Origin of the sequence: Dyadobacter koreensis (assembly GCF_900108855.1) — a bacterium.
Classification (GTDB): domain Bacteria; phylum Bacteroidota; class Bacteroidia; order Cytophagales; family Spirosomataceae; genus Dyadobacter; species Dyadobacter koreensis.
On sequence record NZ_FNXY01000012.1, the window covers coordinates 1 to 24188 of the forward strand.

Annotated in this window: 17 protein-coding genes and 1 tRNA gene; 5 read left to right on the forward strand and 13 right to left on the reverse strand. The window is 39.1% G+C overall.

Annotation, left to right across the window (positions count from 1 at the left end; genetic code table 11):
• On the forward strand, positions 1-251 hold a 251-nt coding region (locus tag BMY70_RS29745; RefSeq protein ID WP_177197092.1), incomplete at its 5' end, for an ATP-binding protein.
• Between the two features lie 77 nt (positions 252-328).
• Here the strand turns inward: BMY70_RS29745 and BMY70_RS29750 are convergent.
• The 3 genes from BMY70_RS29750 to BMY70_RS29760 all read right to left on the reverse strand — a co-directional run bounded on the left by BMY70_RS29750 (position 329) and on the right by BMY70_RS29760 (position 4508).
• The gene (locus tag BMY70_RS29750) at positions 329-2803 is read right to left on the reverse strand and encodes a type ISP restriction/modification enzyme (RefSeq protein ID WP_143072181.1); all 2475 of its coding nucleotides are present in this window, start codon (positions 2801-2803) and stop codon (positions 329-331) included.
• A gap of 50 nt (positions 2804-2853) precedes the next feature.
• Positions 2854-3612, reverse strand: a complete 759-nt coding sequence (locus BMY70_RS29755; protein WP_090342042.1) for a methylamine utilization protein MauJ — start codon at positions 3610-3612, stop codon at positions 2854-2856.
• 77 nt (positions 3613-3689) lie between these two features.
• Complete coding sequence (locus BMY70_RS29760; RefSeq protein ID WP_090342044.1) at positions 3690-4508, reverse strand: FRG domain-containing protein; 819 nt, start codon at positions 4506-4508, stop codon at positions 3690-3692.
• 408 nt (positions 4509-4916) lie between these two features.
• On the opposite strand from BMY70_RS29760, the gene BMY70_RS29765 reads away from it, so the two are divergent.
• The 3 genes from BMY70_RS29765 (at position 4917) to BMY70_RS29775 (ending at position 7865) form a co-directional block, all read left to right on the forward strand.
• Entirely contained in the window at positions 4917-5954 is a 1038-nt protein-coding gene (locus BMY70_RS29765) for a DUF4917 family protein (protein WP_090342047.1), read from the forward strand.
• Positions 5955-6441: 487 nt separating this feature from the next.
• The gene (locus tag BMY70_RS29770; protein ID WP_090342050.1) at positions 6442-7404 is read left to right on the forward strand and encodes an RES domain-containing protein; all 963 of its coding nucleotides are present in this window, start codon (positions 6442-6444) and stop codon (positions 7402-7404) included.
• A gap of 26 nt (positions 7405-7430) precedes the next feature.
• Complete coding sequence (locus tag BMY70_RS29775) at positions 7431-7865, forward strand: hypothetical protein (RefSeq protein WP_090342052.1); 435 nt, start codon at positions 7431-7433, stop codon at positions 7863-7865.
• Between the two features lie 336 nt (positions 7866-8201).
• Here BMY70_RS29775 and BMY70_RS29785 read toward each other — a convergent pair whose 3' ends face one another.
• From BMY70_RS29785 to hflX, 9 genes are all read right to left on the reverse strand, one after another.
• Complete coding sequence (locus tag BMY70_RS29785; RefSeq protein ID WP_090342058.1) at positions 8202-9284, reverse strand: ATP-grasp domain-containing protein; 1083 nt, start codon at positions 9282-9284, stop codon at positions 8202-8204.
• Between the two features lie 382 nt (positions 9285-9666).
• On the reverse strand, positions 9667-10539 hold the full coding sequence (locus tag BMY70_RS29790; protein ID WP_090342061.1) for a DUF8464 domain-containing protein: 873 nt from the start codon (positions 10537-10539) through the stop codon (positions 9667-9669).
• 441 nt (positions 10540-10980) lie between these two features.
• A complete protein-coding gene (locus BMY70_RS29795) occupies positions 10981-12267 on the reverse strand; it encodes a primase-helicase family protein (RefSeq protein ID WP_090342064.1) in 1287 nt (428 codons plus the stop codon).
• 101 nt (positions 12268-12368) lie between these two features.
• Positions 12369-12758: a S24 family peptidase gene (locus BMY70_RS29800; protein WP_090342068.1), complete on the reverse strand. Its 390-nt coding sequence runs from the start codon at positions 12756-12758 to the stop codon at positions 12369-12371.
• Positions 12759-12860: 102 nt separating this feature from the next.
• On the reverse strand, positions 12861-13136 hold the full coding sequence (locus BMY70_RS29805; RefSeq protein WP_090342070.1) for a helix-turn-helix domain-containing protein: 276 nt from the start codon (positions 13134-13136) through the stop codon (positions 12861-12863).
• An 84-nt stretch (positions 13137-13220) separates the two neighbouring features.
• Positions 13221-13982, reverse strand: coding sequence for a hypothetical protein (locus BMY70_RS29810; protein WP_090342072.1), 762 nt, complete (start codon positions 13980-13982; stop codon positions 13221-13223).
• A gap of 2 nt (positions 13983-13984) precedes the next feature.
• Positions 13985-15172, reverse strand: a complete 1188-nt coding sequence (locus BMY70_RS29815) for a site-specific integrase (RefSeq protein ID WP_090342074.1) — start codon at positions 15170-15172, stop codon at positions 13985-13987.
• A gap of 184 nt (positions 15173-15356) precedes the next feature.
• Positions 15357-15428: transfer RNA gene (locus BMY70_RS29820), tRNA-Arg, on the reverse strand.
• Between the two features lie 77 nt (positions 15429-15505).
• Positions 15506-16756 carry a GTPase HflX gene (gene hflX / locus BMY70_RS29825; RefSeq protein ID WP_090342076.1) on the reverse strand — a complete coding sequence of 417 codons (1251 nt, stop codon included), beginning with the start codon at positions 16754-16756 and terminating at the stop codon, positions 15506-15508.
• A 333-nt stretch (positions 16757-17089) separates the two neighbouring features.
• Between hflX and BMY70_RS29830 the strand changes: the two genes are divergently transcribed.
• Positions 17090-18475 (forward strand): MATE family efflux transporter, encoded by a 1386-nt coding sequence (locus tag BMY70_RS29830; RefSeq protein WP_090342078.1) that lies wholly within the window; start codon positions 17090-17092, stop codon positions 18473-18475.
• A gap of 97 nt (positions 18476-18572) precedes the next feature.
• Here the strand turns inward: BMY70_RS29830 and BMY70_RS29835 are convergent, their stop codons facing one another.
• Complete coding sequence (locus BMY70_RS29835; protein WP_090342081.1) at positions 18573-23957, reverse strand: S8 family serine peptidase; 5385 nt, start codon at positions 23955-23957, stop codon at positions 18573-18575.
• Between the last annotated feature and the right edge of the window lie 231 nt (positions 23958-24188).

A 24188-nucleotide genomic window follows, 5' to 3' on the forward strand; every position in this document is an offset into this window, starting at 1 on the left:
ATATCATGCTCTTTCCAGTAGAAAAAAGTCAGGCGGTCTCATTGTTTAACTTCATCAACCTGCTCTACGAGAAAACCTGTTTTATTATTACAACCAATAAAATGGCAACGGAATGGGCCAAAATGCTGGATGACGAAGTGCTTGCAACGGCTTTACTGGACCGATTGCTTTACAGATGCGACGTGATCAGTATGAGTGGAAAAAGTTACCGAATGAAAAACAGAAAGACTTTTTTTGAACCCCAAAATTAACCCATGTATATTTGCCAAAGTGGTGCATTCCTGTTGCCAATTTTGGTGCACTCCTAATTTCCATTTTTGGTGCATTGTTAGTTACCGCTTACAGTAATAAAGGCAGTGGTTAAATTTTCTTGTCTTTTACATGTAACAATTCCAATATTGTCATTTAAAAAATGCTTCATTAAATCTCTTCTACCTCGGGTGATTAGGCTATCTTCGTAATATATAAACCTAGTATCTAATGGCCGGTAAGAAATGTTAACATAGTTAACATCATTTTTGGGAATCTTTTGAGCATCGGCTATTTGCCACTCGCTTGTTTCTTGTAATTTATACTTATTCTTTAATTCATTTCCAGTTAAGTTATAAAAGTCATTAATCCGTTCTTTTAGTTTTTGGATATTCTCATCAATGACAAAAAAATCTCTATGCGAGGCAATTCCACCCGCTCCTTGTATAAATAGAATATCTAGTTTAAACCCGTTGTCGTAACCATCTTTTCCTGTGAAATCTTTATTAACTAAAAAAAAATGCGGCTCCTTTGGTAGTAAACTCTTCCAAACGACGCTTTTTATGGAGTGACTTTCTAAGAATTCATACTTGGCTTCCCTCTTTCCCTGCAAGTCATAATGATAAAGCTTCCCTAATTCGTTTTCTTGCTTCTTACCCGTTTTTACAAAAAGATTAATCGAAACACCCTGCATGATGTCGAACACGTTTTGATCAGCGGATCCGTCTTGGGCGGTTTCCTTTTTCTTGCTGTTTCCGTGTAAATCCAAAATGTAAATAGAGTCGAAAGTTTCCAGCAGATTCTTGCGCATTTGGCGATGTATTATCCCATCCAAAAAGCTATTGTTGGAAATATATGCCAAAACCCCGCTTCCATTTTTATCAATGAAATGTTGTCCAAAACGAATGAATTTGATGTAATCATCCGAAAGAGGCTGTATGTTTCGCTCGTTGAGATCCTTTTTATAGTCAGCGGTCAGTTTTTCAATCCAAGGGCTTTTGTTGTTACTGCTCACACTATACGGCGGATTCCCAATCACACACATGACAGGCGTGTCGCGTTTGATTCGGTTGGCTTCATTGGCTTCCGAGCTCAGCCAATTAGCAAATAGCGTTCCGGTATCGGGATGGTGTTCTTCCAGGCTATTGGTTAGGTATACTTTCAGGCGCTGGTCTTTGACTGGTTTGTAGCCTGTTTCGGTCAGCAGCAAGTCTAGTTTCAAATGCGCCATAGCGTAGGAAGCCATCAATAACTCAAAGCCATTGAGCCTTGGCAGCAAGTGTGAGTCCACATACTTGCTCCATATACCTTGCTGTCCTTCAAATTTTTTATGGATGTGTTTCACCACTTCTGCCAAAAACGTTCCCGTTCCCGTTGCAGGGTCCAGTATTTGTACCCTGTGAATTTCCTCGTCCTTTTCTACCTCTTTGGTTTTAGAACGCATATCGGCAGTGGCTTTCACCTGATATTTCACCTTCACAGTCGTTTTGCTGGTGTCGGCAAGCCCGGCAGGTAAGCCAAACTCCGTTTTGAGGATATCGTCCACAGCCCGCACAATAAAATTTACCACAGGAGCGGGCGTATACCACACACCCCTCGCCTTGCGCAATGTGGGATCATATTCACTCAAAAATGTTTCGTAAAAATGGATAATTGGGTCTTCCATTTTAGTTGCCTTTCCGTAATTTTTAAGAAGCTTATGTACATCACAGGCCAAAAATATTTCCACAAGGCTGTCCACAATCCACTTAATACGGTCGTCGATATCGGGTCCGGCAATATAACCAAACAATTTTCGCAGAAACGGGTTCGATTTCGGGATCAGCTCCGCCGCTTCCTGCCTGCTGAAAGTCGGTAGCGTAGGGTCATGCAAACGAGCGGCAAACATGCCGTAGGCAATGGTTTGGGCATATACATCAGCAAAACCCTTGGGCGTAATATCATGGATGAGCACATCTTTGAAGGCCGTCATCTGGTCTTTCAGCGTACTGTCTTCCTGGTTGGTTTCGTCGCTGTTCAGCGCTTTTTCAATGATTACGGATAGCAACCGCGCTTTGCCCGCCATCATTTCGGCAAGCTGTCTGGAGCTTTTAATCGTTTGCCCCACATGGATACAAAAGTCTTTGATCAGATTTTCGAAAGTCGAAAAGTTTTCTGTTAAAGGTCTTATTCCGGTATCAGTAATTTCCCCAATGGCTATTTTGGTTATAAACTGGCCCTCGTGATACAAATGAAAATCCAGGTAATCAGTAAAGATCAAATTGTTGAGTGACGCCTTATACCGGTCGAATTGTTCTTTGTTTCCCGTTTTTTTTACACCATAAAGATCACTATCACCAATGTCTTTTGCTTCAATAAAGCCAACAGGAATATCATTTTTTGTTATAATGTAATCAGGAGCTCCACAAGCTTGTCTTTTGGGTTCATTTGTTGCCTGTATAGCAGGAACTAAACTTTCTAGTAATTGAGTAAGCTCCCCTCTAAAAGTATGCTCTGTTGAGTTTCCGCGTTTAAAACGGGAGTTTATTATTGAAACGTATTCAGCAACTTTCATTATACGTGAATTAGGATTTTAGGTTAGAGAAGCCACCAAATGTCTGACAATCATAAAAGAGGCTGATTAAGCCTTTTGTTAGCCCATTGGGTTAGGAAGGAGTACGCTACCTTTTGTAACGTATCAAGTTTGTTTATTAAATCTTCAACATGTTGAATTTCAACAGGTATAAGTGCATGTGCTATGTTAGTTCTAATATCATTATTTAGGTTAATCCAACGATCATCTCCATTCACGAAATTCCAGTTGTTATTATCACCCCAAAGTAATGTAAAGCAACTCCATATTTGATTTATGATGCCTGCACGTGTTCTATCATCAGGTGTATGATACTTTCCCGCAACAATGCTAATGGAGTTCCAAAAAGCAAGAAATCTATCAAATGGATCCTCTGTATAAAGCCCTTTCCTATACCAATTCAGGCCCTTAAAAAATGTGGTTTCGTGTAGATTCAGCGTTTGGGGAAGCAAGAATGAACATCTAAACTCATCTTCATCAATGATAGCTCTAACAGCATTATTTTCTTCTGCAAGCCTTAAATCAATATTAGAAACAACAAGAGCAGTGTTAGTTTTTAAAGCTAAAACATCCAACATCTTTCCTACGAAAAGTAATGCCACTTTATAAGCTCTTTCCTGATCTGCGGTATTTACTGTTGAAGATATTTTGACCCCTTTAGCGTGTTGAATTATTTTAATATCACTTTGAAATACACTTCCGAAATCCAGTTCCTTTTGAAAATTAAAGGAAATTGGCCGTTGGATTGCTATCTGACCAAATATAGACAGCTCAACTCTAAATATTCTCATTTATTAAAAGAGGGAAAGTAGAATGGATAATCAAGCATAAAGGACTTTTCTTCTGCACCTTACTGGTTTTTTGCAAGTTAATCTATATGAAATCCTTTGTAAGGTTCCATTGTTATGGGATCATAAGCCCAATGAGTTTCAAGTTCATATGTCAAAGACTTTGCGAGCCCATCCAACCCTGGAAATAACGTTGCGTTTGTAATATTCATTTTATACAATTCCGACATAGCATGCTTTCTCAACTCTTCTGTAATTAGAGTTATTTTCACAATAGATTCCTCATCGACCAATTCGTTGACCGGCTGGTCCAAGCGTCCTGGAATAACAAAAGTTCCTGATTGAGCAATTAATCTTTGATTCATGTTATCTGGTTCACCTATAAAAACGAAACTATTTTCATTAGTTAAAAAGTACTTTTCATAACTACCTTTTACCCAGGGTCCAATTTCATCTGGTAATACCGTTTGGCTTGCTCGAATTGTTCTACTTCCTCTAACTGAAAGGCCCGGTGGGTATACAGCCCAAATAGCACAATTTTTTTGTGCCATTTCTAAAGCAAAAAAACAAGCTACATAAGGTGACCATGTAAAATCTAACAATCTTGTTGGAGCTCCATGGTGCTGCATTATAGCTAGCCACTCGAAGGAATCCTCAGGATCTGGCAGTTTAGATAAAAAAATATGAGATTTCCGTTTAAAAATCCTCAGTAATCGCGCCTCTTGTTTCGACCAAGCGTCTCGATGTACATGAAAATCAGTCAAATATCTACTCAGAGTGCTTTTTATCGGCCAACTTGCGTCTGCTTGGCCCCTGAAAGCCCAACTCCGAAATCTCACATCAGTTACGGTTTCTGTGAATTGAGCCCAGGTTCTAATCTCTATTTGATTTTTTATCATAAATACCTACGGTGGAATTAAGTTTTAGCGTAACACCTTAAAGTTAAGTTTTTCTCATGAGCAACACTCTCATTATAAGAACAACTCTTTCAAAAGTGATAATCTGTGTTCAGGAAAAAAAATTCATATACTCGGATTTTATAAGAAAAGAGAGATACTGTTTTGATAATCTAAGATTCAAAATCCGGTTTGATTTCTACTTCACCTTCGCTCAAACCTATGTTTACAGAAATAAGTCATTAGCCGACTATCTAAAGTATTGACAATTACCCAAAGCTTTCAAGACCTTTTAACATTAAATTCACTAACTTTTTGGACTTTAATTTCAAATTGTAATATCACCAATCTTACACCGAGGTATTTCATTTTCATTCTCGAAATTTTCACCCGTCTCTAACAGAATAATTTATGGAATTAATGTCATTCGATGATTGCCTAGCGCTAGCAAAAGGAAAGAAACATCTATTACTAGGAAATGGGTTTTCAATTTCTTGCCGTCCTTCAATATTTACCTACGGAAATTTATTTACCCAAGCACAGCCTAAATTCAATACACAATTAAACGATGCTTTTAAAGTAATTGACACCAAAGATTTTGAGGTTGTCATGAAGTCTTTAAAAAATGCATCACTGTTAAGTGAAATTTATGACAAAGGGAATTCGTACAAAAATAAAATGACTGAAGATTCATTGCGACTCAAAAGTATATTGGTAAGTACTATTGCTTCATCCCATCCAACTCAACCTAATGATATCACTGAGATAGAATTCATAACCTGCCGAAAATTCCTTTCTAATTTTGATAACAAGTATACCTTGAACTACGATCTGTTATTGTATTGGACATTGATGCATGAAGAACCATTCAGCAGTTTAAAAATTAAACATGACGATGGATTTAGAACACCAAGTGATGGAAAAACTGACTACGTTACATGGGAGATAAATAATACAAATCAGCAGACGGTATTTTATTTACACGGAGCTTTGCATTTATTTGACGCAGGAGAAGAACTTCAAAAATTTACATGGGTTAATACAGGAGTAAAGTTGACAGAACAAATCACAGCAGCGTTAGATAAAGACTTTTATCCTTTATTCGTGTCAGAAGGATCCTCAAGCGAAAAACGTGAAAAAATTAGCCATAGTGGCTATTTGTCCAGAGGGATTAGAAGCTTTGCCAATATTGGAGGTAGTTTATTTATTTATGGCCACTCTTTAGCTGACAACGATGACCATATAACCAATCTAATTCCCGAATCAAAAATTGAAAGCATCTTCGTAAGTATTTATGGTGACACGACAAGCCAGGCCAATAGGAATATAATTCTAAAAGCCGGAAAATTAATTGAAGACAGAAAGGCTATTAACAGTAAGAAGTCCAAAGGAGCAGCCCTCCTTTCTGTTTATTTTTATGATGCTGCAAGTACTTCAATTTGGAAATAGAGAAGTTAATTAGCCTTTGATGAAAAAATTTATTAATTCCAACTTTAACTAGACGTTATGGATGAGTTAACGATCTGGTTCTAAGGTAAATCACCCATCTCAAAATCATGATTGAATAACACTTAAACTATTCCTTGGTCTGTGTCTTCACAGACATGTTCGATCTGTGCTTGAAATAAAGATAAGATCCCCAAATGATACTTCCCTACCTATTCCTTGTCTGTGTCCTAACAGACCCATTCAATCTATGCCTTAAACAAAGAAAAAAACACCTAAATAGCACTACCCCAACAAACCAAATTTCAACTCAAAATACCATTTACCCAAAAGACCAAAAAAACGCCCCAAAAATTGAGGCGGCTTAAACTGACCACGACGGCAATATATAACTATTTGATTATCCGATAAATAATATTGTTTATAACAAAATGGTAGCAAATTGGTATCAAAAAATTTAACTTGGGTAATCAGCAGAACTCCCAAACAAATGGCATCAAAAATTCAACATCTCACAACCGCTTTACAGAACACACGATTATTACACGATCCTGAGCAAACCGTAGAGACTTTACTTCAGGAGATCCTGAACATAATAGGCAAAAAAATGGTCATGGGCGTCTATGGACTTCATCCAGGGGACGAGGCCAAGAACATTCCATTTTTTGAAATATTAAGAATAAGGCCAAATACGTCGGTATCGGAGGTGTTTTCGATGAGAAAAGAGGTTTCCTACAAGCCTCAATGCTACAACACCACCTATCAACGTGCAAGCACACCGAAACAGACTATGTTTTACGGAGCTATAATGGATGATAGGGGCTCAGATATTCCAGCAAGATTAACTCCCACTTTGGAAGGTGTCCCCTGGTTAAGGGACAAAACGTCACGGGGGATGCAGAAAGTAACATATAGTCGTTGGGTTGTTAAAAATGATTTGAATCTGATACCCGTAATTTTCAAGCCAGAATATGCTGGTAATGCGCACGTCAGTAAGTACTTAACGCAAGCTATCAAGAGTATTTATGATAATAATCCAGAATTTGCTGAAGACATTTTGGAGTTCCATCACTTTATTGCATCTGAATTTTCGATACCTCATACTGATTCAGACAATCACAACTATCTGGTCACATCAATATTCACACAAATGTTAATTGAAAAGGGCAAAGGTCAGTATGACGGTATAATATACCCTAGTTGTCGTGTCGATGGAGAGGCAACTAACATTGCAATACTTCCCGATGCTTCCGAAAGGTTGGACTTATTGGTGGTTGGTGAATGTATGATCTACAAAAATGGCCCCCAATGTATTATCAAAAATCTAACAATATCAGATTCTGACGGCAAAACTCCGTTGGAAAATTTTGCACTTAAAAAAATGGAAGATGAGCTTGATGAACAGCAAATTTTTCATGACCTGGGCGTTGATCATTTAGATTATAGAGCTTAATAGAACTTAACACTGATATATTAACGATGTCGAAGCCTTTCTTTTCGCAAAAAGTTCTAAACATTGCCGCTATCCTTGTTTTCCCTGCTTCCTTAATCGGGAGTTACCTCAAAGCATATTATAATAATAATATTCTGTATTCACTATCAATCTGTTTTGGAATATTTTGGTCTGCTGTAATTCTATATTGGTTAAAAAAGAGTGAACAATTTTGGTATGGGATACTTGAAGTTTTAATTGGATCAATAACTTTAATTTATTCAGTGTATCTGTACTCACTAAAACACGATTGGGATGAAACGACGCTGGACGAATCCTTAAAAAGAGCTGCCCTCATATATTTGATGGTGAGGGGATTAGGCAATATTGACGAAGGTGTTAAAAAAGAATTTTGGCTCCAGATATGGATTAAGCCCTATTGGCAAAAGATAAAGCGTTTTTTGTTTGATGAAAGACTTTAAAATGAAAGCACTAGCTTATGCCAGTGCTTTCATTACAATTGAACTATTCCAAACGAACCGCTCGAATAAGCGATACCATGCCAGCTAAGCCGCTCTTATCATCCGTATAAATGCTCCCATCAAAACAACATCATTGGCAAACATTTTTTCGCTTCTTCCTTGCCTTTGGAGATTGCAAATTGACGTTATTTAAATATTCATTACATAGCTTTATCTTCGGATGCTCTTCAAAATCTTCATGATCCAACATTTGAAGGATTGCATTTTTAGTCCAATTTGCTTGAACGTCCAGTACTTTAACAAACGACGTTGAAATTTTATTTGTTTTAATTTCCATTATAAATCAGACATTAACTTGGCGTATCTCTTTTTCAGCTGTTCGATCGAACTCCTGCCATTTTCAGCATTATGATTAGATGGGGTAGTAGGATACTTCAAAGCGAGATTTGACAAGAATTCTCTTCCTTCGAACGCCATCGATGAATTAGCCTCATTACCTTTTTCCTCAGTCTTTTGCTTCCTAACCTTTGTTTCAATATGCTTAACCAGGTCAACGAAGTAATTGTGTCCGGTTATATCAATGATCTTCGTTCCTGGATTTCCATTAATCTCAATAATGTAAGTTTTTCCATTCTGGTCCTTAATTATATCGACCCCAGCAAATTCAAGGTTTACAACCTTTGCAGCCTTCACGCAGATATCAATATCCTCTTGAGATAGCTCAACTTTTCTTCCACTGCCTCCCTGAGATATATTAGCCCGAAAATCTTTTTTTCCCGTACGCTCCATAGCCACGGCTACCTTATCCCCTACAACTATTGCACGAATATCAGTGGATCCGGATTCGATAAACTTCTGAAGCTTCATACTCACATTTAAGTTATAGAAACTTTGAAGGCTCGTATTTGCCGCTTGTGGTGTTTCAAGTATAAATACACCTTTGCCCTGGCTGCCTCTGATCATTTTCCCGATCGCAGGCAAACCGCCGATTTTCTTAATTAGAAACTCAATGTGAACTGGATTTTTAGCATATGTTGTTACCGGAACCTTTAAACCGCTTGAACTGAGTTTCTGTGTAGTCTTAAGCTTATTGCTAGCAGTTTCCAAACCATCGGGAGTTTGAGCACAATAAATCCCCAAATTCTCTGTGAGGTGTCGCAAAATGCTCGCGCCGTGCTCTAACCCATCGCCTAAACGGCTGATCACTGCATCATAGCTCTTTGAAAGTATTCTGCTTGGAGCTTCAAGGTTTACTGATCCATTGTATATCCTATCATATCCATTGATTGAATCAGATATAAATAGATAAAGATCATTCGGATTATGTTTGTCATACGAATGTTTGCGCTCCTCAATAGCAGAAACAAGATATTTGCTTGCTTGACCTGTTGCCAGGACGAAAAAATGTAGTTTGCTCATGGCTTTATATGTTTTAGAATTAACATTTCAAAACTATGGCAAATACAAATCAGATCATTGGACGCAAAATCATCGACATGAAAACGTTAATTTTTTAGACATTTTCACCGCCGTGCATATAACGGAAATGACTACTGGCAATTGCCAAAGCGATACAGGGCGGGCAATAGTATGACGAAAGAGCGGAAAGAAAAGATTGTTTTCTCGATATAACTAATTGATATTCAAAGAGAAATCATTTTCAAACACCGGAATGATGTTATTTTTAGCCTATTATCAGAGGAAAAGGACAAAAAAAAGACTCATTCTGATAAAAAATGAGTCTTTTTTTTGAGGCCAATAGCCCATAAATAGCGGAAGATTTAACCAAAAAAGCAGATCATCATTTCAATCTGCATATCATTTCTGAAAAGTCTTTGTATCCGGCATAAATGTTTGATTTATCAATAACGGGTAACCCCTGCTTTTTCAATTGATCTAAAGCACCTACGCCACCTTTATCATTGTCCAGGTAAGAATAGATATTGGTATATTTTGATAATGTCTCAATGGCCGCATTGAGGTTACTAGTTGAATTCAGAACTACAACGCTGTTTTTGGATGCCTGGACATTGAAATATACCAGGGCTGACAGAAAGTCAAAGAATCCCTCAAATACAGATACTGAAGTGCTACCCGGCACAAGAAAGGACGTTATACCTTTCGGCGAGATGCAGGATTTAAAATCTTTGCCATTGATGTTATTACGTAGCTCATAGCCTCCCTTATCGCTTTCAAATCCAAGGGCGTAATACTTTTGCTCTTTGTTTGTATAGTGAACTTCCTTACAGTATTTGGCCGCTAAAAGAAAAGGAATACGTCTGTTTTCAGCGTACCGGCTCAAAGCATTATTTTGTAAAGGGATCGCCTTTATTAATTGAATACCTCCGGATCCGGATGTTATCTGCTGCTGTCTGGATCCTGATAGTGGCGCAAGTTCACCAGGTCCCCAGGCCTGTAGTTTCTGACAAGATTCAACAAATCCGGACTTGTTAATTAAACCCACCAGGCGAATAACGTCACCTCTTTCTCCTCCAAAATCATGAAATACATTTTTATCGGGATTGACAAAAAATGATGGTGTGGATTCGTTACGTATCGGGGAATAATATTGCAATTCCTTTCCCGCTTCCTTATCCGGATAATGGCCAATGGATGCCAAGTACTGAGTGATGGGAATGGCCTTTAATTTTTCAATTTGCTGAGATGATAACATGCACTTTTTCTTTTAGCGGCTAATGCCAATATCTGCCTCTTTGGTAACCAATTTTAGAAATATAAGAATTGCACTCAACCTGTGTATCTGTTTGAGTTTTTAAATTGATGGAACACTTGGAACAATGGAACACTCCATATTTTCCATGGAACAATGGAACAGCTTAGGAACACTTTTGGAACACTTAATAATATTATAAATAACTAATAATGAATATATTAAAAACAAATGTTCCATTGTTCCAAAATTTTACCCATATTTTCATTATTTATTTAATTTACTACAAATCATCAACTTATAAGAAAAGAACAAATTTGTCCAAGTGTTCCTAATGGCGTTCCAGGTTGTTCCAAATTCCATTGACCTCCATAATTTGTTCCTGCCATTCAGACATCTACAAAAATAAGATTGTATTATTTTAAGAAAATAATACTTCCAGTATTAAGATTTTGCAAAGACATAATGAATGAGATTTCTATTGTTTCTTCCGGAAAGGAGAAGGTCGGTTTCGTCTAATTCTGCCATATATAAAGAATGGTAGATGTAACGGCTGCGCTTTTGTGGTTCCAACTTTAACTCTTCTTCAATTGCTCTTTTTATTTGCTGCCTATCTGTACTTTTCAGGTAGCTTCCTTTATTTAGTTCTGTTAATAGCTCACTAATCGAAAATCTTAGCTCCATGGTTTCCGGATACATCTGAAACGTATCCTTAATTAGGTCCTTGATCGCCTTGGCTGTATAACTAGCACTGCCTTTAAAGTAAAGTTTTAGCTGCTCGGTAAAGTATACATCAGTGTCAAAATACATTCTTGTTTTTTCCTCATGATGGAGTTTTCTGATTTTAAGATAATGTAAAAAGTATGGAATTTGCGCCTCCAATTTGTCCAGAATATTAGGATCATCTTGTACACCTCGATTGGAGAAGGTGGAAACTTTAAACACTGCAAAACGCTTTTCTCCACCTTCGATTGGTAAAGCCCTGCCCTCGTCGTTTGATATGAAAATAAACTTTCCAATAAACTCTATACTAACTTTGTCTTTTCCTTTCGCGTTAGACAGTACTTGTCCTTTCTCAGTTGACAACCTCTTGATAGTCTGCATAATTGAACGCTTTTCCAATGAGGTTTCATCAACAACGATCATTAATTTATCAATCCAAACCGAATTAAAATCCGATTCAAAATCTTTGTTTCCCACGGCAACAGCATTGAACTGAAAGATCTTTTCTACAAAAAAGCCAAACGTACTCTTTCCAGTGTTTTTCTCTTCCGATTCTAGTAAAATTATTGGAAGGTTTTGAGTAGGCTCCAAATACAATAATTTAAAATAATCCAGAATGAATTCCAGGTAATCCTTGCCAAACAAATGAGTCAGAAATTCAATAATTATATCACAATTACCTTTCTCAGGCGTATGGGATATTTGATGATACTTATTATAGTGACCATGTATAACTTGCTTATAATTAACATGTGAAGGAACAATTACAAAGTCTTCATATTTTTTTATGTATGCCAAAACAATTTTAGTATGATCATCAACGATAGTAGACTTACTTCTTCTGGCAAGAACCTTATGTAACTTGCCGTTTTTATCCGGTCTGTAAGTGCATTTATAGTAATCATCGCCAACTCGAATAAACTGCTCCGCCGCCTTTTTTGCTAACGATAAAACTTTGGGATCTTTGCTTATAACTTCTTCTTTTTCGTCTTTACTTTCATTAGTCATACCGTTACATATTTTTAAAATTTAAAAAATTGTTCGACCGCTACACGATCAAAAGCCCGGTCATATCGCCGGGCTGTTTAGTTTTTAGAGGGAGGAATATTTTAAATACCACATCTTTTAATTGTTGCCGTAACTATATACAAGCGCTTTATAGATGACTTAGGTATTTCAAAAGTATCGAAATGCGAATTTTCTGAAACCAGTTTAACACTGTCAGGACACGAAGATTTTTTAACGTACCTCACTAAACGCATAGAGTCTGTTACTACTAAAAATGCGTTACCGAAGGGGATAAAATCCCAGTCGATAAGTTCTTTACACATCATAACTTGCCCAGGCTGATAAACCGGATACATTTCTTGTCCATACATTGTAAAATACTCATCACAAGCTATAAAGGAGGCAATTTGATGATGGATAACAGGCTCCTCATGTGAGCTTAATTTTATAGTTGGAGTAGTATTAATTTTGATTAAATTTGCGCTCGTCATAATCGTTAATTGTTAAGGTTTTGAACATAGAGACCTTGAGCCCGTTGTCTGCCAGGACACGGGCTTTTTTGTGTTTAGTGATTTAGAGTATGGTTTTGTTGCTTACCGGCCTGCTTTCGGGAGGTAGGCTGTGAGTTCCGATGCGGCTATGTAAACGACGCCACCCACCTTTTGAGCACAAAATGCTCCTGATCTTTTAAGGCTCTCAAATTTGGAACGAGATATACCGAGAATTTTACAGACTTCTGCGGGGCGGTACCAGTCCTTTATAATATTTTCACCTCCTGACCTAATTTGATTTTGGAGATCTTTGACCTGACGTGTAAGACGGTCGATTTGGGCCTGAGCGGCCGGAGAGAATGTTGATTGATTTACCATGTTTACAAGTAATAGTATAGTTGTCTATTATCATTGCAAACATAGCAATAATTATTTAAAATGAGAAAACCCTAAAAATAAAATTTACACATTTTTATCAACTCTTGTGATGAACTCCCTAATCCTCTCCATGTTAGATAAATAGTCTTCGGGATCGGATTCTTCCATTATAGCTAATTTATCCCTCAGAAAGTTCGTGTCGAGTATTTGATTGACGGTTATACTGCGGTCAAGATTTAATTTGGCATCAATTTCTGGCATTAGCCAATTTGAACTGTAGTACCCTACAATGTTTTCAATTATTTCATATGAAACAATTATGTCATGAAGATTACTAAAGGAAGTTTCTCCATAGTACTTAAAAATGGCAGTAATATTTTTTAAACTTCGGAGCCAGTCCCGTCCGTCTACTAATGGTAAAATTGACTCACCTAATGCATGACTTTGGAAAAGTCTATTAGAATAATCGAATAAAAAAAAATTAAATAACTCCGCTTTACTGGTTTTTTTATAATCGCTCAACCATTCCGTAATATCAAAGGTATCCTTACTTTTAGCCTGTTGTTCTATATGTCTTCCTATTTCAAGAGACTCCTCTATAAGAAATTTTTGAACAAACTCATTTTTTAAGAAGCTATCAAAGTCATTTTGATAAACGTGAAAATCAAACTGGCTTGGAAAAAAGCTTCGTTGCCTATGCACTCTAACTTCAACGTACAATGGGCAAGGGCGCTCGGACCCCGGAATGAAGCTTTTAACTGATGTGTTTAACTTGTGATTTATGGTTACTTTAAAGCCATCCTTATGCTTCTTATATTTCCTTTTCGGTGTTTCTTGATTTTCCATAGTTAATACCAATTTTTTACATTTTGTAGCCTTTCATTTCGATCTTGATCAGACAAATGCAGATAGTCTTGAGTGGTGGATAACTTGGAGTGTTGCAGAATGTTTTGTGCTACTAGTACCCCTACAAGTTGTGCCATAAGTGTGGCGGCAGTGTGCCTGGCCATATGAAAGTGCAGACTCTTTTTTATACCGGCAAGTGAACCAATGGTCTTAAGGCTCTTGTTCGCAAAAGCGTTATAAATCCCCTTAAATAGTTTACTGGTATTCGCCGAAGCGATGTACCGCTTGGCTATTTCCTGACCTTTCCCCTCAAATGTGAGGCTGAGAGGTAGTTGAAACAGCTTGTTTGTCTTTGAGGCCTTTATACTTAATACAAGCTCATTACCACTATCAATGAAACTATTGGCACTAAGCTCTGCAACATCGCCCCAACGAAGGCCTGTATATACTGAGAAAAGGAACATGTCACGTACTTTTTTTAGCCGTTCTTGTCCCGGTTCAAATTGTAACTCCTCAATTTGCCTTAACTCGCTAGGCAATAATGCCATTTTGTTAACGACTGGCTTAGGTATCGTAAAATTATTATATGGGTTGACCGTCAACAATTCCAGCTTTATCGCCTTTTCAATATAGCCTTTGATGATCTTGTGCCGCTTCTGGGAAGTGCTATTATTGTGTCCTTTATTCACCATGAATTGGTGTAGGCCGTCAATTGTCTTGAATTTAAGTTCACCAAAACTAATGGACGGGTTAAATTCATTTAGCAGATTAATACAAGCAGTTTGTTGCCTGTACGTATTCCATTTAAATTCTTTGTCCCGAGCTTTGATTTGAGCTGCAAAGAATTCATTGAAAGTTGGTTGCTTTTCTGCTGGTAACCGATCTGATATCTGCGCTTTCAACGAATCGAATTCTGCAAGCGTAAAATGACCATCATTGTAGTACCGAAACTCCTTTTCGTGTTTTTCTAACTTGGTTATAAAGCTTCGGATCTGAGAAGATAGATACAGATCTTTTGCATTTCGGTTTTTCTGACTCCACTGTGCTGGTGTTAGATAAATCCCTGTAGAGAAGTATCGCCGATCTCCGTATTGATATGCTTCAATTTGAACCAAGGCTTTTCCCTTTTTAATAGCTTGTTTTTTTCGGTCGTAAACTACCTTATACTTTACAAATTGATCTTTGAACATGCCGTTTGAACTGTTATGCTGCAAACGTATACTAAAAAGGTTCACTTTGTATGAGTATCAAACGGGTAGCATAATTTCTGCTATAATTAACTATCTATTGCCAAACTTCATTTAGCAGATTTTTTTTAACTATTTGCAAATGAGTCAAAAACACGGTTTAAACCGTGTTTTTGAACATTCTTAGTGACCGCGACGGGAATCGAACCCATATCTAGAGTTTAGGAAACTCCTATTCTATCCGTTGAACTACGCAGTCAAAAAATTGGTATCCATATTCCTATGAATACCAATCGGGGTGCAAAATTGAAAAAAATCCGATTCAATTACAAATGCTTATTCTTCTGATTGTATCGCAGAATAACCTAAATCAAGCCAATTTGGATAGATGGCAAAGTGTTTTGCTTTCACAAGCGAAAACAAAACGTTACGCAACTCTTCCATATTTTCTTTTTTCTGCGCTGAAATGAAGACAACCTGATCGGCTTTGTGCGACAAATAGCTTTTCTTCAACTGACTTAATGTATTTTCGGGCGTAACTTCCTCGTTTTCCGGCTCCTCTTCTCCTTCCCACGTATCTGCCTGTGGTGCAGGCTTGTAGACATCTATTTTATTAAATACCAGAATCGTGGGCTTGTCAGCTGCACCAATATCAACCAACGTTTTATTCACAACTTCAATATGTTCTTCGAAAGATTCATGCGAAATGTCAACCACGTGGACCAGAATATCCGCTTCCCGAACCTCATCCAAAGTGGATTTGAAAGATTCAATCAGGGTGGTTGGCAATTTTCTTATAAACCCTACGGTATCGGTCAGCAAGAATGGGACATTTTCCATATTCACCTTACGAACCGTCGAATCTACGGTTGCAAACAATTTATTTTCAGCAAAAACATCTGATTTTGACAGACTCTGCATCAAAGTTGATTTCCCGACGTTGGTATACCCCACAATCGCAACACGCACCAGACGGTCGCGTTCCTTGCGGCGCGTCATGCTCTGCCGGTCTACTTTTTCAAGCTTTTCCTGCAAAAATGCGATCCTGTCTTTTACGATACGTCTATCCGTTTCAAGTTCCGTTTCCCCCGGACCACGCATACCTACTCCCGCGCCCGACTGGCGGCTTAAGTGGGTCCATAGCCTGGTCAATCGTGGATACATGTATTGATACTGGGCAAGCTCCACCTGTAATTTCGACTGCGCCGTTTTGGCACGCATCGCGAAAATATCCAGGATCAGAAGGCTTCGGTCCAGTACCTTAATATCTTTAAAAATCACTTCCAGGTTACGCACCTGAGACGGAGAAAGATCATCATCGAAAATGATCATATCCACCGGATTAGCCGTAACGAAAATATTTATTTCTTCAAGTTTTCCTTTTCCTACATACGTCTTAATATCAGCCCGTTCCAGGTTCTGAGTAAATTTCTGAACGGTTTCCACACCCAGCGTTGTCGCCAAAAAAGCGAGCTCATCCAGGTATTCTTTCGTTTTTGCACTCGTTTGTTTTTGCGTACTCACAGCTACAAGAACTGCGGTTTCCGGTCTTACAGCGGTAGAAAATAATTTACTTTTATCGATCATTCAATATCATGTTATTGTTCTGATTTCTCAATTTTATCAGAAACCAACCCTTATTTAAAGAAAAAGGGTAATTAGAAAACGGAATACGGCCATCAAAAGTTCAGGTGCATTCGGGATGAAGATACAACTTACCTGCTGGTATTCCAGTTTTTTATTTGAATATTAAAAAAACAGTTTTGTATCTTTGTCGAAATATACAAAAGCTTATGTTGGTGCTCGTCTCCGGCTTACTTTAAGCCACTCCGTCTTTTTCATCCTGTTTTCCGGGATCATCGTTACGCATTTCGATAAATGCGTCCACTAAATTATTATTCTGATTTTATTTCTTACTCCATGAAAAAGTGGTTTCAACTACTTCGTCAGGCACTACGCGGTTCTGAAGAAAGTTTTACTGACGGAAGTATCAACCGGGCAATTTTTCTTTTATCTGTACCCATGATCATGGAAATGGTCATGGAATCCTTATTTGCTGTTGTTGATATTTTCTTTGTTTCAAAAATAAGTATAGAAGCTGTCGCGACGGTCGGGCTTACCGAGTCTGTTATTACCCTGGTTTATTCAATTGCGATCGGGTTGAGCACTGCTGCAACGGCAACTATTGCGCGAAGAATTGGCGAAGGAAATACTGCGCAGGCGCGCCGCGCGATCGGCCAGGTTGTCCTGATTTCGCTAGCGATCTCATTCCCTATCGCGCTGTTTGGTTTTGTATTTGCCGGAGATGTATTATCAATGATGGGTGCCGACCCGAAAGTGATCCAAACAGGTACTATTTTCGCTCAAATACAATTTTTAAGTGCCCCCGTTGTGATCTTGCTCTATTCTTTGAGCGGCGCATTACGCGGAGCGGGAGCTGCGGCAACGGCTATGCGGTCACTCATCGTGGCGAATTGTCTAAATATGATTTTAGGACCGATTTTAATTTTCGGATTTGGCCCGGTTCCTGCACTCGGAGTGGCAGGGGCAGCGATCGCAACAGCACTCGGCCGTTCGATTGGCGTAGGTTATCAACTTTATTCTCTAACCAGAGTCAATACAGCTTTAGCTTTCGTCTTACGCGATTTAAGGCCGCACAGGGAAACGATTATTGCCATGATCAAAGTGGCAACGGGTGGCACCGTTCAGTTTTTGATTTCATCTGCCAGCTGGATTTTCCTTACAAGAATTCTCGCAGAATTTGGCAGCGACGTGGTAGCAGGATATACCATTGCGATCCGTGTGATCATGTTTACGCTTTTGCCAGCCTGGGGACTTGCCAATGCAGCAGCCACTTTGGTCGGACAAAATCTTGGTGCACAAAAACCTGAACGTGCAGCGCTTTCCGTGTGGAAATGTGCGTCCTATAATTTAATTTTCCTGGTAGGTCTTTCGGTGTTTATGTTCATCGGCGCAGAGCATATTATTGGCTGGTTTAGCCCGAACGTGGAAGCCATTCATACCGGAAAACTGGCTTTGCGGGTTTTGTGTCTGGGTTACGGATTTTACGCTTATGGAATGGTTGTGATCCAGTCTCTGAATGGCGCCGGCGATACCAGAACACCGACAATTCTGAACCTGATCTGCTTCTGGGCAATCGAAATCCCTCTGGCTTATGTGCTGGCGATCGTTTTTAACTTAGGCCCTATCGGCGTTTTCATCTCGGTTCCGGTCGCCGAATCTTTTCTTGCCTTGCTGGGTATCTGGCAATTTAAAAAAGGTAATTGGAAAACTGTAAAAGTTTAAAAGTGCCACGGATACACGAATTTTTCACGAATTTCTGATTAGAATTCGTGAAAAATTCGTGTATCCGTGGCAAAAACCTTCTGTTGTTGTGAATGAATTATTCTTTTAAGATTTTGAAAACCTGCTTCTGTTGTCCCGACATTATTTCCAGAAAATATATCCCGGATTTTACCGCGGCTCCTGAAATATTGATTTGCTGCGTTTGTAGGGAACCTGAGGAAATGATCGTTTTTTGTTCCAAAAGTCTGCCGCTGACATCAAAAACATTGACATTCACCAGATTGCTTTTCTCCGTCTGAAAGTCCACATTAAAGACACCGTTTGATGGATTTGGATATACTCTCCAGTTTACTTTCTCTGAAAAGGTTACAGAACGGATCGCTGAATAATTGAAAGTCTCATCCTTATCGACCATTTTTAACCGGTAATAACGCGTCGGGTAACCCGTAATTTGCTGATCCGTAAATTGATATTTCGTTATCGAAGCGGAATTAGCTTTTCCATTAACCTCGCCGATTTTTGTAAATAGACTCTGATTTAATTCTTTTTCTCCCGAAGCCATTTCAATTTCGAAGTGACTGAAATCTTTCTCAGCGGCAGTCGTCCATTCGAGTAAAACACTATTATATGCTTCTGTTACATCAACTTTTTTAGCTGTAAATCTGGTCAGCTCAACCGGCAGAGGCGTGGCAGACTGAAGGCTGCCTTTGGCAAGCCAGAACTCTGATAAACTTTTTGTCTTGAATTCTACATAATATCCGTTGTCGTAAGGCACTTTCACTACATCGTCTGCCGACAATAAGGACCAGCTGCCATTGGTATTGTTCGAAAGTGTCCCATCTTCAAGTTCTTTACGAAAATCACTATACTTGGAAATCGCCAGATCGTAAGCCGAAGCAGGTTTTGCGCATCCGCCACATCCTGTGGCCGAAAGTAGCTGTTCAGTCTCTGAATCTGTAAAATAAAGCCTGATCACCGCGAATTCTGAGAAAGAAGTACTCTCCGGTTTAATCGTAAAATTCCTATTGTGATAATACTGACCATTGCTGTTACGCACGGCAGCCTGATTTAAATATGTTTGAACAACTATTTTCCCTAAATCCTGATTGGGTTGAATTGAGGCTATTATTTTATCATTTTCGGTGAAATTAATCCAGCTTGCTCCATTTACATCTGATTTTGAAACTGTCGAAGATTCCGGTCCGGAGGAATAAATCGGATTTGCAAGATCGTAAATATGCACATCGTCGATCGCAATTCCCTCCCGGTTATCGCTGTCATCGCTCTGCATTGCAAAACGGAACCGGACGTTCTTCAGGCCTTGCGGAATCGGGACTGTGCTCACATGCCATCTTGTATAATCCTCCACACTCCACACGTCCTTATCAGATTTCAAGTTGTACCAATTCGTACCCGAACCATAGATGCCAAGTTTAGTCCAGATATTTCCGTCGGTTGAATACTCGACATACGCAAAGTCACAGAGTTTATCCGGGCATTTTTTCAAATCGATAGCGAGACTGAAACTCAGCGTCGGATTCGACATTCCTGCAATTGCAAATCCAGGCGAATACAAAAACGATTTTTCGGAAGCGTTGTATGTTCCCGATAAATTTGTTTTCCAGGCTTTCGACCCGCTTGCTGCACTATTAATCTTCGCCGAAACCGGACTTCCATATGCCCAGGAATTATTAATTCCTGCACTTTGCCAATTTCCTGCCTCAGCTTCAAAATTTTGTAAATATGGAAAAGATGAAATGATTGCGGTACTGACAACATCAATTTGTACCGAATTATTGTCCGGTTTTGAATCCCAGTTATTTTCGGTCCATACCTTGATCGAATAAGTGCCTATGGATGAAAAATTAATAATATTCGAAAACTGGTAAGTCACATCTGCCTCACCCTTAATATATGAAATATTCTGACTGACTACCGTTCCATTATTCATTTGCAGCTTAATAGGAACGTCATATACGTCGCCAGCGGAATTATTTCTGACGACGACACTTATTCTTTGATTATTGTAAATCAAATTATTTGACACGGGAGGAATGATTTTCACCAGTTCGATATCATTGGATTCTTTCGTGATCTGAATATCGTCGAAGCTATATCCCGCACCTCCATACTGATTTGCTGTCACCTTTTCACCATACTGGCCAAACCGAATCTGAAAACTTGCCGAGAAAGTCTTGCTATTTGAAGTGAGAATTTTGCTTAATTGTATAACTGCACGCTTATACCCTTCTCCCGGAGAACTGTGATAAACGTAAAGATTATCAGCTTCGATCCAGGGATCTGTATCTTTTGCACGAATCCATACCTTGTCATTTTCATTGTAATACTGCCCATGATTATTAAACCAGAACGATAAACGCAAATCATCGTTTGCCGGGTTGAACTGCGATAAATTAAAAGTTCCAACTAAATAATTTACGTTTCCGGCTGAAACATTTTTATTAACATCCAGTGTCAGAGCACGGCTTCCTGAATATGCCATGTCCGAGCCGACATAGGTGCGAAGTCTTCCATAAGCTGTCGAGCCGATAATATCAAAACGATCTCCGCCAATCAGACCAACTTGTTTAAAATTCGTCTGCTGGACTGGATAATTTTCAAATTGTTCCATAAACGGAAGCGTTACAGGTGCATTGTCAAGCTGCTTGAAAATTTGGGTGACTGCGTTATTTTCTTCAACCGGATCTCCTGTTTTTTTAACAAAAACCCGAAAACGGTATGAGGCGACATCTCCCAAATTTGCAGTTGCTGCGAAAGTATGATCATAAGTCCCTCCTGGCTGGATCGACGGTTTGATCGTTTCCCATATAATGGTGCTGTTATCATCTCCAATTGAATAACCAACCTGAATATTTTGATCCGAAACCTGATCGTCAAGATTTTTTATACGAATTGTAACAGGATTAGAAGCCGAGAGCTCAGAAGAGGTGTGAATTCTGCCAGACTGCGCGGGAGAAATAATGGTTTCAAGTTTCAAATCGTTGTCTGAGATACTTCCTTCACAGTTTCCCTGGTTTGGTTTCCTGATAATCGCAGGACTGCGTCTTCCCGGATTTCCATTGATGCGGGCCCTGACCGAAACATAGTAGGTCGAATCTTTTGACAATCCTTTTAAAGCAAAACTGGTACTCGTAGTGGTAGCCCAAAACGACATTTCATCACCTTTCAATGTCATAATTTCGTAATCGGAAGCACCATCTATCGCCGGCCATTGAATAGCAATATAGCCTTCGCATTGCGTCGGCGATAAGGCAACTGCCGGCACACCCAGGATTGTAAACGGTTCACTTTCGCTGACGATATCCGTGCCATCTCTCTTAATCCGAACCTTCGCCCCGCTTGTTGACACAGCTGGCAAAGTCCATTTGATTTGTCTCAGATCAGCATTTACCGTATCTTGAATGGATGTCCATGAACCTCCGTTGTTTAGAGAATATTCGATTTTGAAAGTCTTTCCGTCATTTCCATAGGCATCCCAGTTGATGTAAATATCTTCACCACTCGCAAGATGCTCCTGTCCGGCCGGGTATGTCAGCGCTGTGGAGACGGGAATATTATCATAAACGACAACATAATTCTGATTTCCCTGCGTAACCGTTGTTCCGTTTATTACAATTGTATAATCCCCAGCTCCCGGATTATTGATGACAATTTGTTCCATATTATTCGTATCGTCCGTTCCGTTTCCGGCTGCAGACAAGATATTCTTAGGATCCAGCAGCTGTGGCAGCAATGAAGGTGAATCAGGGGAAATGACACGAAGATCAAGATTATTAACCAGAGCCTTTCCGCTTAAAACTGAGGGAGCCGGATCATTCCAATACAACATGACCTTTAATTGCGCTGTATTGGCAGGTACTTTTATCGTATGTTGTGCAGCAGACCCATTTGAGACTCCACTTTCAAAATAACTATTCTGATCAAGCATTTTAATTGACCGTAATAAATTAATTCCGCCATATCCGTTACCATAGTCGGGTCCGGCCAGTCCCTGATCCGTGGCTCCATTACACAAAAGCGCTTTCATCAGTGCATTTTGGGGGTTATTTCCATTATGCAGCTGACGGTAGCGCTGATACATCAAAACCAGTCCGCCGGAAACCGACGCACTGGCCATACTTGTTCCGGTACTAACATTATATTGATCTGTGGGAACCGTAGAGATGACCGACGATCCGGTCGCCGTTAAATCCGGTTTCATTCGCCCATCCTTTGTTGGGCCTTTACTGGAAATGTTGTTCAAAATACCTGATTCCAAAGCGTTTCCAACAGTTATTACATTTTTGGCGGAAGTATAACCCCCTAAAACATTTCCAAAGCCAGAAGGAACACCCGCGCATAAATTCACTAATCCGCTATTTCCTGCAGCAAACACATGTTGCAAATAGGGAAAGTCAAAAGCTTGCTGATCCAAAATTTTCGACGTCAGGGTATAATCTCCAAAATCACTGCAAGATCCTGCATCAACACCATAAGAGTTGTTTGTAATGACCATTCCGTAATCTCTTACATACATGCCTGCATTAGCCCAAATATTACTGTTAATCTGAGCGACAACTCTGCTTTTCGGCGCATATCCCGTGTATCTTTCATCAACAATTCCGGCGCCGGCAATAGTACCAATGACATGCACGCCATGCGAGTTTCCTTTAATCCCGGAATGGTTAATAACTCTGGTGCTAAAATCGATATGCTGCTGCGGATCGGCATTATCTCCAACTCCGATTGTCACGCCCTCACCTTTCAGGTTAAAACCTAAAGGCAAAGATCCGGTTAGGGCATTGGCGCGCGAACTGGCTATACTTCTGTAATTATATGACTTCTCCTCTCCCGGAATTGCCTGGATATATTGGACGAATGGTAAACCTGCAATTTCCTTTAATAAAGTTTTAGGAATACGAATTTCCACAACCTGATAACCTTTCAGGTTTTCCGAGATGATCTCTATCTTCCTGGAAAGGAGCTCCTTTTTTACTTCTTCAAAGCTAAAAGACTTTGGAAAATTCAGCCACAAATCTATTTTGCCTGCAACCTTTTCAGCATGAACTGGGAAATGATTATTTGCCAGAGCAGCCTGCATCTTCTGATCAGGACTGAGTGTGATAATCGACCGTGCCAATGTCTTTTTCAATAACTTCAAATCAAAGCTATTACTAACGGTAGCAGTATACGCATTATCCGGAATATAGTCCAGTAATTCAACCCCGGCATTTTTTAACTCTTCTCTGGTTGATTCCGCAGGTACTTTGTCGAAGTGGATAATTACCAAAGATTTTTCCCCCGCACCGGAAGTACGTAAACCAGACTTCGTCAGATTTTCCGAAATATTATTTTCAGGTACTATTGTTCCGCTTTTGAGATAAAGCTTAGGTACCGGCTTAACCTGTCCTTCGGCATGATGCAAACTGGATAGATTGAAAAACAGGGCCAGACAAAACAGATAAAATTTGGTGTCATACATATCTATGGTGGAGGGTTATTTTATTTTTTTCTTATTGAATAAATTTGTAGGAGTTAACTTTTTGAAAAAACTACTTCGACGTATTTGCGGATGTAAAATTCTTTTTGCTTCACTTCACGTCTACAAAAATGCCCCCGAAGTCATCTGTTTTTTATCAACTTGACTGATACGAAATTAAATTAAAAAAAGGGCAGGAGCATTTAGTAGCAGTACTACGTCGGCATAGAAACA

Excerpts from the sequence above, each read along its gene's own strand:
- BMY70_RS29750 (WP_143072181.1), bottom strand. The coding sequence starts at position 2,803 with ATGAAAGTTGCTGAATACGTTTCAATAATAAACTCCCGTTTTAAACGC.
- BMY70_RS29755 (WP_090342042.1), bottom strand. The coding sequence starts at position 3,612 with ATGAGAATATTTAGAGTTGAGCTGTCTATATTTGGTCAGATAGCAATC.
- BMY70_RS29760 (WP_090342044.1), bottom strand. The coding sequence starts at position 4,508 with ATGATAAAAAATCAAATAGAGATTAGAACCTGGGCTCAATTCACAGAA.
- BMY70_RS29765 (WP_090342047.1), top strand. The coding sequence starts at position 4,917 with ATGGAATTAATGTCATTCGATGATTGCCTAGCGCTAGCAAAAGGAAAG.
- BMY70_RS29770 (WP_090342050.1), top strand. The coding sequence starts at position 6,442 with ATGGCATCAAAAATTCAACATCTCACAACCGCTTTACAGAACACACGA.
- BMY70_RS29775 (WP_090342052.1), top strand. The coding sequence starts at position 7,431 with ATGTCGAAGCCTTTCTTTTCGCAAAAAGTTCTAAACATTGCCGCTATC.
- BMY70_RS29785 (WP_090342058.1), bottom strand. The coding sequence starts at position 9,284 with ATGAGCAAACTACATTTTTTCGTCCTGGCAACAGGTCAAGCAAGCAAA.
- BMY70_RS29790 (WP_090342061.1), bottom strand. The coding sequence starts at position 10,539 with ATGTTATCATCTCAGCAAATTGAAAAATTAAAGGCCATTCCCATCACT.
- BMY70_RS29795 (WP_090342064.1), bottom strand. The coding sequence starts at position 12,267 with ATGACTAATGAAAGTAAAGACGAAAAAGAAGAAGTTATAAGCAAAGAT.
- BMY70_RS29800 (WP_090342068.1), bottom strand. The coding sequence starts at position 12,758 with ATGACGAGCGCAAATTTAATCAAAATTAATACTACTCCAACTATAAAA.
- BMY70_RS29805 (WP_090342070.1), bottom strand. The coding sequence starts at position 13,136 with ATGGTAAATCAATCAACATTCTCTCCGGCCGCTCAGGCCCAAATCGAC.
- BMY70_RS29810 (WP_090342072.1), bottom strand. The coding sequence starts at position 13,982 with ATGGAAAATCAAGAAACACCGAAAAGGAAATATAAGAAGCATAAGGAT.
- BMY70_RS29815 (WP_090342074.1), bottom strand. The coding sequence starts at position 15,172 with ATGTTCAAAGATCAATTTGTAAAGTATAAGGTAGTTTACGACCGAAAA.
- hflX (WP_090342076.1), bottom strand. The coding sequence starts at position 16,756 with ATGATCGATAAAAGTAAATTATTTTCTACCGCTGTAAGACCGGAAACC.
- BMY70_RS29830 (WP_090342078.1), top strand. The coding sequence starts at position 17,090 with ATGAAAAAGTGGTTTCAACTACTTCGTCAGGCACTACGCGGTTCTGAA.
- BMY70_RS29835 (WP_090342081.1), bottom strand. The coding sequence starts at position 23,957 with ATGTATGACACCAAATTTTATCTGTTTTGTCTGGCCCTGTTTTTCAAT.